Origin of the sequence: Streptococcus sp. 339, assembly GCF_013277285.1 — a bacterium.
In the GTDB taxonomy this organism is placed as follows: Bacteria; Bacillota; Bacilli; order Lactobacillales; family Streptococcaceae; genus Streptococcus; species Streptococcus pseudopneumoniae.
This window is the reverse complement of record NZ_VMMR01000071.1, coordinates 1-8320: the sequence shown is the minus strand read 5'-3', so window position 1 is coordinate 8320 and position 8320 is coordinate 1. Positions and strand designations below refer to the sequence as shown.

General features: G+C 42.2%; 7 protein-coding genes. 1 reads left to right on the top strand and 6 read right to left on the bottom strand.

Features of this window, described 5'->3' with window-relative positions:
- Positions 1 to 267: 267 nt before the first annotated feature.
- The 5 genes from HT736_RS08740 to HT736_RS08720 form a co-directional block, all read right to left on the bottom strand.
- Positions 268 to 1434, bottom strand: coding sequence for an ATP-grasp domain-containing protein (locus HT736_RS08740; protein ID WP_172930957.1), 1167 nt, complete (start codon positions 1432 to 1434; stop codon positions 268 to 270).
- A 12-nt stretch (positions 1435 to 1446) separates the two neighbouring features.
- The gene (locus HT736_RS08735; protein WP_050111504.1) at positions 1447 to 2187 is read right to left on the bottom strand and encodes an esterase family protein; all 741 of its coding nucleotides are present in this window, start codon (positions 2185 to 2187) and stop codon (positions 1447 to 1449) included.
- Between the two features lie 21 nt (positions 2188 to 2208).
- On the bottom strand, positions 2209 to 3033 hold the full coding sequence (locus HT736_RS08730; RefSeq protein ID WP_031222982.1) for an alpha/beta hydrolase: 825 nt from the start codon (positions 3031 to 3033) through the stop codon (positions 2209 to 2211).
- A 136-nt stretch (positions 3034 to 3169) separates the two neighbouring features.
- Positions 3170 to 4384 carry a tRNA uracil 4-sulfurtransferase ThiI gene (gene thiI / locus HT736_RS08725; RefSeq protein ID WP_172930956.1) on the bottom strand — a complete coding sequence of 405 codons (1215 nt, stop codon included), beginning with the start codon at positions 4382 to 4384 and terminating at the stop codon, positions 3170 to 3172.
- A gap of 8 nt (positions 4385 to 4392) precedes the next feature.
- Complete coding sequence (locus HT736_RS08720) at positions 4393 to 5535, bottom strand: cysteine desulfurase family protein (protein ID WP_172930955.1); 1143 nt, start codon at positions 5533 to 5535, stop codon at positions 4393 to 4395.
- Between the two features lie 138 nt (positions 5536 to 5673).
- Here HT736_RS08720 and HT736_RS08715 point away from each other — a divergent pair, with 138 nt between their 5' ends.
- The gene (locus tag HT736_RS08715) at positions 5674 to 6105 is read left to right on the top strand and encodes a DUF6556 family protein (RefSeq protein ID WP_000073942.1); all 432 of its coding nucleotides are present in this window, start codon (positions 5674 to 5676) and stop codon (positions 6103 to 6105) included.
- A gap of 43 nt (positions 6106 to 6148) precedes the next feature.
- On the opposite strand, the gene HT736_RS08710 is transcribed toward HT736_RS08715, so the two are convergent.
- Positions 6149 to 8320, bottom strand: a 2172-nt coding sequence (locus HT736_RS08710) for a DNA translocase FtsK (RefSeq protein WP_172930954.1), incomplete at its 5' end; no start/stop codon positions are given.

Below are 8320 nucleotides of genomic sequence, written 5' to 3'. Positions count from 1 at the left end.
ATTTTCATTGAGTATTAATAGACTTGTTTGGTATCTTGAAAACTATATCATATAGGTGTCGTCATGGATCCTTTTAGCTGATTTAAGGATACAAAAACATAATACTATGACTCAATTGAAATATTAAAATTCAATTTCTGACCACCTAATCCTGCTTCAAATAGTTATCGAACAAGTTTTATGATAGCTACCTTGTTAGGATGCTCTTATTTTTTATCAGACAAAACAAAAGGATTAAGGGAGTGAATTTCCTTAATCCGATAGTTCTTATTCTTGACGTTGTCCGAAATCAGCAATCATCTGATCCATTTCTTGTCGACTCGGAGTTGTCAGCATATAAAGGTAATCTCCTTGAAGTTCCGCAAAGGCCGCTGGCATGATTTTTTTAACCTTGAACTGCTGGCTATATTTGGCAAGCAAGTCCTCCTCAGAATAGACATAGTGAGCATTTGCACGGCGAGAAGTAGCCAAACAATACTGCGGTTCAAACTCTGACGCTGGGAACTCTTCTCCTGCTACAATAGCAGCATATCCACGATAGAGATCCAAAGAGTGAGCAAAGTTATAAACATCAATAGTGAAACCACCTGCAGGACGGTTATTGTACTCAATGGCAATGTAATCGTCCCCCTCGCGGAAGAACTCAATATGGAAAAAACGTTCTTTCATACCAAATTCTTTGACAATTGCCTCACCATATTTACGTAATTTAGGATCCATATCCTTGAGAACGTAATAAGAATTGTCCATCTTGTAAATCATGAGATCCAGCGGTGTATAGGCGTAGTCAAAGGTTGTTGAAAAGACAATCTTACCATCCTTGTCCACTAGACCATCAAAGGTGCAAATTTCGCTAGAGGTGACAAATTTCTCAAAGAAATAAACAGTTGAATGATCCCACTCAGCCTTGAAGTGATTGATATCGTCTTCTGTCTCAAGTTTAAAGGTTGCGGCTGCTCCCACTCCATTGTCAGGTTTGGCAATCATTGGAAGGCCGATTTCGTTCACTGCTTGATCAACATCTGCTTCCGTCTTGATAACAGCTCCAGGGACCACAGGGACACCTGCTTTTTTGAAAAGCTTCTTCATTTCAGACTTAAATTTCGTCTTTTTGAGATCCTCTGGTTTAGCACCAAAAACATTGAATTGCTCCCTGAGTGCTGCGTCTAGCTCAAGCCAGTATTCATTATGAGATTCGATGCGGTCGATAGGACCATGTTTATAAAAGAGGAAAGCAACTGCACGTTTGACTTCGTCTATGTTCTCAAGGTTATCTACACGGAAATACTCGGTCAGGCTATTGCGTAAAGGTTCGTCCAATTGCTCGTATGGTTCTTGGCCAATTCCCAAGACTGTGATGCCTTTATTAGCTAGTTCAATGGTAAACTGTTGAAAATTTTGTGGATAGTAGGGAGAAATAACAAGGTAATTCATAGGTAACTCCTTTTATAAATAGAGATTCCCGAGGAAATAAGGCATTTGTTTGCGCCACCATTCCCAGTCGTGGGCGACATCGTGTCCCCATTCAGCAAACCAGGCTGGAATTTGTTTCTGGTCAAAGGCTTCTTTGAGCTTGTAAAAGGATGGCAATCCATCTTGTTCCCAGGCACCGAGACCCGTACAAAGCACAATCTCTGCCTGACGATAACGGTCAATAAACCAGCCGTCGTTCTGATTCCAGATATAATCTACTGGCGAGTTTTGGTAAATAGCATCGTCGTTGTAGTAATCACCGACAAAGAAACGTGCATCGTAAACACCACTGAGAGCAATCACTTTTGTAAAGACATCTGGATGCTGGAGGAAGAAATTGAGTGCATGATAGGCTCCCATAGAGCAACCTGTCGTCATCATGCCATCAAACCAACCTGTCTTGTGCTTGATAAAAGGAATGGCCTCCTCAATCACATAACGCTCATAGGCACGGTGCATTTCCGCTTGGTCATGAGCATTTTTCCAAGTAGCCAACCAGCTCTCACCATCCACACTAGATAGGGTAAAGAACTGGACACGGCCTTCCTCGATAAAGGAAGTGCAGGCATCAATCATGCCAAAATCATAGTATTCGTTGTGACTACCACCTGATGAAGCAAAGACCACAACTGGAATCCCAGCATGTCCATAACGGTTAAGGTACATTTCACGGTTAAGATGACCACTCCAGTGGCTAAGATATTCAATATGCATTTCGTTTTTTCCTTTCTTAACTTACCATTTTTCTGCAAAAAATCTCAGACAGTCTGGTAGATTTTCTGACCAAGGGATTTCACTATGAATGGCACCAGACTGAACTTTCAGCACAAGATTATCCAGATGTACTCCCCCTGCTATCAAATCATGGTAATAGCGAAGCGACGAGTCGATATAGGCTTGTTTGATATTGCCAGCCATCAAGGTCTTGTCTGTATCATCCGCTTCTTCTGTTCCTACATAGATGAAGATGCGCTGGTTAGGCGATAGTTTCTGGCGCTCGATATAGCGGTTAAAGGCTTCTTGGTGGAGCCAGTTTGCAGATGAAAAGACGCCCAAGCAACCAATTTGGTCTTGGTATTCCAAACCGATAAACTGGGTAATATTGCCTCCTAGTGAGGACCCAATCATGGCTGTATGCTGGCGGTCTGCTTTTGTACGATAAGTTTCATCGATAAAAGGCTTGACCACCTCCATGACAAACTCGGCATACTCCACACCCTTACCGCCAAACTGCTGCCCTGGGATAGGAGATTCTTGGAACTTCCAAGCTGCATACTCATTCATCCGCCCCATGCCATCATTGTCAATAGCAACGACAATCATGCGACTGATATCGGGATTTCGTTTGATGGCTGGGATAATCTTCCATGAGTGTCCAATGAAAGACTCTTTGCTATAAAAAACATTTTGCCCGTCATGAAAGTAAACAACAGGATAGGAACGGTCTGTATCTTTCTCATAATCTTTAGGTAGAAGAACACGCACACGGCGCTCCTTGCCTGTATAAGGAACCTTGAGTTTGTGTTCTTTCATTTTTAAATAAAAGTAGGAATGATTCATTGTCAGAAAACTCTCTATATTCAAAATTTTATTTTATTATATCACAATTATAGAAAAAAAGTTAATTTTGCTTCCATTTTTGGAATTAAAAACTAACTTTTTCATTTAATTTTCTAAATTCTTTTGGATTTTCTGATTAGAGCAGATTGTCAATCAAGTCATCAACTTCATCTTTTTCAGCTTGAGGTGTAATCTCAGTAATCATGATTCCAGCAACTGCTCGCTCAACCAAATCTTCAACATCCATACGTGCTTCATACTGCTCTGCATTCTTAATCTTAGGATTAGTCTTTGGACGATCTGGCGCAAAAATCGTACAGCAGTCTTCAAAAGGCTGGATAGAAATATCAAAGGTATCGATTTCCTGGGCGATGTCAATGATTTCCAACTTGTCCATGGTAACCACAGGACGAATGATGGGAGTGTTGGTAACAGCATTGATAGCCTTCATACTTTCAAGGGTTTGGCTGGCTACTTGACCTAGACTTTCCCCATTGATGATAACCAAACCATTTCGTACCTCACGAATACGGTCAGTAATCCGCATCATAAAGCGACGAGTTAGAGTCATCAAATAAGCTTCTGGCGCTTTGGCTTTGATTTCCTCTTGAATCTCTGTGAAAGGCACCTCGATAAACTGGATATTTCCGCCAAACTTGGTCAATTTACGGGTCAAGTCCTGCACTTTCTTGAGGGCACCAGGACTAGTATATGGTGGACTGGCAAAGTGAACAGCCTCAATATCCACTCCACGTTTCAAAGCTAGATAACCAGCTACAGGTGAATCAATCCCTCCTGACAGCATGAGCATGCCCTTACCTGAAGTTCCAACTGGCAAACCACCAGCCCCACGAATAGTTTCATAAGAAAGGTAGGCTGCCTCTTCTCGAATCTCCACTTGGAGATTGATGTCAGGACTTTTCATTTGAGCTTGCACATTTGGAATGGCTTCAAAAATAGCTCCTCCAAGCGTTTGGTTGAGTTCACGACTGTCGAGTTCAAAGTTGTGGTCGCTACGCTTGCTAGAAATCTTAAAGGTCATGCCTTCCTTGTAGATGTCCTGCATAATCTCTTGCACAGAAGACTTCAGAACTTCTACAGATTTTTCAACCTTATATACTGGAGAAAAATTTTGAATCCCGAAGACTTGCTTGAGTGATTCTGCTACTGCTGTGTAATCAGCTCCATTGAGGTAAGCATGGGCACGGTCACGATCTGCCCTTACCTTAACTTGGGGATAGATAGACAAAACGTCTGAAATATTATTGCGAAGTTTATTGATGAAACGCATACGGTTTTTGCCTTTGGTTGACAGCTCACCGTAGCGAATCATAATTTCTGAATACTGCATAAATGCTCCTATCTTACTTTTCTAGTTTGGTTGTAAATTAATTTTAGCTTGGTCAAAAACTGCTCGACCTGACTCATATCATTTTCAAGGTCTAGGCTAAGACGCACAGCTGACTGGGCCTTATCTTTATCTACTCCCATGGCAATCAGAGTTCCTGCAGGTTTCCCAGCCTTGGACGAACAAGCAGAGGTCGTTGAGATGAAAATATCATAGTCTTCAAAAGCGTGAACGATGACTTCACCACGAACACCCTTGATTCCAAAAGTCAGGATATGAGGGGCAAAGTCTTCCTCATCTGAAAAGACAAAAATATCTGGATAGTCCAGAAGGGCTTGACGAATCACTGCCTTCATCTGCCCAGTCTTGCTCCTAAAGGTATCTAGCTTTTCCATAGATAAACGGAGAGCCTTGGCTGTCGCTGCAATCCCTGCCACATTTTCAGTTGTCGAACGGTAATCACGCTCCTGACCTCCACCAGTCAACAGTGGCGTAATTTTCTTACCAGACTTGATATAGACAAAACCTACACCACGAACTCCATGGAACTTGTGACTAGAGAAAGTCGCAAAATCCACTCTATCAGTCAGATATTTTTCAGTTGGAATCTTAGCAAGTGCTTGAACCGCATCAACATGGAAGGAAATAGTCGGCTTATCTGCCAATAGTTTTGAAATAGCCTCAATGGGCTGAACAGAGCCAATTTCATTGTTTACTGCCATGATAGAGATGAGGGTCGTATCAGGTCTTATCAAAGCTCCTAGAGCCTCAACATCCACAAATCCTTTCTCATCTACTGGAGCAAAATCCACTTCAAAACCTTGATTTTTCAACCAAAGTGCTGATTCTTTGACTGCTGGATGTTCAATGGCTGAAACAATGATGTGCTTGCCAAACTGGGCTTTTTCAAAGGCCACACCCTTGATAACCCAGTTATCACCTTCTGTCCCACCAGAAGTAAAGAAGATTTCATCACTTTTCTTGCCAATCAAATCTGCAATTTGCTGACGGGAAGCATCTAAAATTCGTGTTGCTTGGTCTCCCAAACGATGGAGACTAGATGGATTTCCTAAAATTTTTGAAGCCACCTGTATATAGGTTTCAAGGGCTTCAGGATAGGGCTTGGTCGTCGCCGAATTATCAAAGTAAATCATGTTTTCTCACGCTTTCTAAAATCACTCCTTCTATTGTATCATGAAACGGAGCCTGCGACAAGAAAGGGCAATTCCTCTTTTTTTAAGATTTTTTTAAAGAAATGCGGTATAATAAATTTTAATCAAAGGAGAGAATGTATGTCTAATTATCGTAGAACTTCAAAACCAAAAACAGAACACATCAAAAAAGGCTTTACAGTCTTTCAAAAAACCGTTGCTACAATCGCTAGTATCCTTGGCTTGATTACCGCAAGTATCACGATTATGAACGCCTTGGATAATAACAAAAATACTAAAAAGGAACCTACAACAAGCCAGACGACAACAATTGTCAAAGAAATTCAAAAGGAATCCCCTCAGGAAAATACTAGTCCCAATAAGGAAAATAAGACTTCTCAAGAAAAAACACAACAAGAAGAAACGCCAAAATCCAGCGTCAAGGAAGAGAAAAAAGAAGAGCAGAAAGCAGCAACTCAGGATTCTTCTACTTCTACTCCAAGTAAACCTGCCACTGAAAATGAAAAACAGTCCAATAATACACCAACTTCGGAAAATAAAACTAATCAATAATCACTAAAATAGCTTCCTTCCAAATTTGGAAAGAAGCTATTTTTTATTGCTGCAATACTTTTCTTGGTTTGGTACCTTCAGCTGGACCGATGACACCTGCCATCTCAAGTTCTTCCATGAGGCGGGTCGCACGGTTAAATCCAACTGATAAACGACGCTGAATCATAGATGCGCTGGCTTTCTGCGTCTCGATGACTAAAGCTTTGGCTTCTTCAAAAAGCGGATCTCCACCAGATTCACCATCTGAAAATTCACCTTCATTTTCAGAAACTTCACCTGGATCAAAACTCTCATCGTAGTCCGCATCTGCCTGAGCCTTGATAAAGTTTACGATACGTTCGACATCGTCATCCGAGATAAAGGAGCCTTGAAGACGAACTGGATGATTTTCATCAATCGGTTTAAAGAGCATGTCTCCTCGACCAAGCAGTTTTTCTGCTCCATTCTCATCCAAGATAGTACGGGAGTCTGTCCCTGATGAAACCGCAAATGCGACACGAGATGGGACATTGGCCTTGATCAAACCAGATATGACATCAACGGATGGACGCTGGGTTGCAAGAATCATGTGGATACCGGCAGCACGTGCCTTCTGTCCGAGACGAATGATAGCGTCTTCCACTTCCTTGCTGGCAACCATCATGAGGTCAGCCAACTCATCCACAATCACGACAATGAGCGGTAGCGGAACCTGCTTGTACTCAGACTGGGCATTGAACTCTTCTACCTTGGCATTAAAGCCTGCAATATTCCGAACTCCCACCTTGGCAAAGAGTTCATAACGATTTTCCATCTCATCCACGACCTTTTGCAAAGCCTTGCTGGCCTTACGTGGATTGGTCACGACTGGAATCAAGAGGTGGGGAATATCATTGTAAACAGACAATTCAACCATCTTGGGATCGACCATCATAAATTTAACTTGGTCAGGTCTCGCCTTCATGAGGATGCTAGCGATAATGCCGTTAACAGCTACTGACTTCCCAGAACCCGTTGAACCTGCAACTAGCAAGTGGGGCATTTTGGAAAGGTCAAAAGCTCTTGCAGTGCCATTAACCGCCTTTCCTAGAGGAATTTCCAAGAGATTTTCTGCTTTCGTTTGCGATTGTTCCCATAGTTCTCGGAAAGAAACTGTCGCAATCTCAGAGTTTGGTACCTCAATTCCCACTAAAGATTTCCCAGGAATTGGTGCTTCGATTCGGACATCCTTGGCTGCCAAGGCTAGAGCGAGATCATCTGCTAGATTGGAAATTCGGTTGACCCGTACTCCCACTGCTGGCTTGACTTCATACTTGGTCACTGATGGCCCAATTTCAGCCCGTTCAACCGTTACCTTGATACCAAAGCTAGCAAAGGTTTCTTCTAGAATTTTGATATTTTCCCGAACGATTTTCTTCTCTTTAGACTGGTCTTTGGGTTTATCTGGTGCAAAGAGTTGTAAACTTGGAAGTTTGTATTCAAGGGCTTCTTTGGCTGAAAAATCGACCTGAACATCTTCATCATCTGAGCCATCTTCCTGTTCAGCGAATTCAAGTTCAGCTTGAGACAGGATGATTTCTGGTTCCACCCACTCTTCTTCTGGAAAAGGTGGAGCGTCAAGTACAACACCTGCTGTCAGAATTTCACCCGTTTCCATATCAACAGGAGGCAAATCGAGTAAGGCTTTTTCAGCCGCTTCTTGTTCTAATCTAGCCTCTTTCTCAGCCTTTTGGCGAGCTTTTTCTTCTTGTTTGACAAAGCGTTCCTCTTTTCGACGCTCATGTCCTTCCCTCCATTTGGCAAAGCCTCTACTGAAAAATTCAGCAATATCATAAACAGACCAAGGACTGACTAGGAGAGTACCCACTAAAATCAAGATAGAACCAATAAAATAAGTACCAATATTTGAGAAGAGAAAGGCGATTGGCACATAAAGGCCAACACCAATCAAGCCACCTCCAGCAAAACTGGTCGTTCGAAAACCAGTTAAATCCGTCACAACCTGAGCCATGGTCCCTTTTAGAACGGACTTGTCCAAACCATATTTCCAAACCAAGTAGGCCTCAAAAATCAGGAGCAAACCTGCAAATATGGTGAAAAAGCCAGATAAGAGCCCTTCCTGTTTTCGTATCCACTTGAAGAAGAAGAGATAGAGCAGGATACCAAATATTGCCAAATAGGCTAGGCTACCCACCAACAAGCGAATTAAATTGTAAAGGGTTATACCTGCAGCCCC

Coding starts and splice junctions, on each gene's coding strand:
- HT736_RS08740 (WP_172930957.1), bottom strand. CDS start 1,434: ATGAATTACCTTGTTATTTCTCCCTACTATCCACAAAATTTTCAACAG.
- HT736_RS08735 (WP_050111504.1), bottom strand. CDS start 2,187: ATGCATATTGAATATCTTAGCCACTGGAGTGGTCATCTTAACCGTGAA.
- HT736_RS08730 (WP_031222982.1), bottom strand. CDS start 3,033: ATGAATCATTCCTACTTTTATTTAAAAATGAAAGAACACAAACTCAAG.
- thiI (WP_172930956.1), bottom strand. CDS start 4,384: ATGCAGTATTCAGAAATTATGATTCGCTACGGTGAGCTGTCAACCAAA.
- HT736_RS08720 (WP_172930955.1), bottom strand. CDS start 5,535: ATGATTTACTTTGATAATTCGGCGACGACCAAGCCCTATCCTGAAGCC.
- HT736_RS08715 (WP_000073942.1), top strand. CDS start 5,674: ATGTCTAATTATCGTAGAACTTCAAAACCAAAAACAGAACACATCAAA.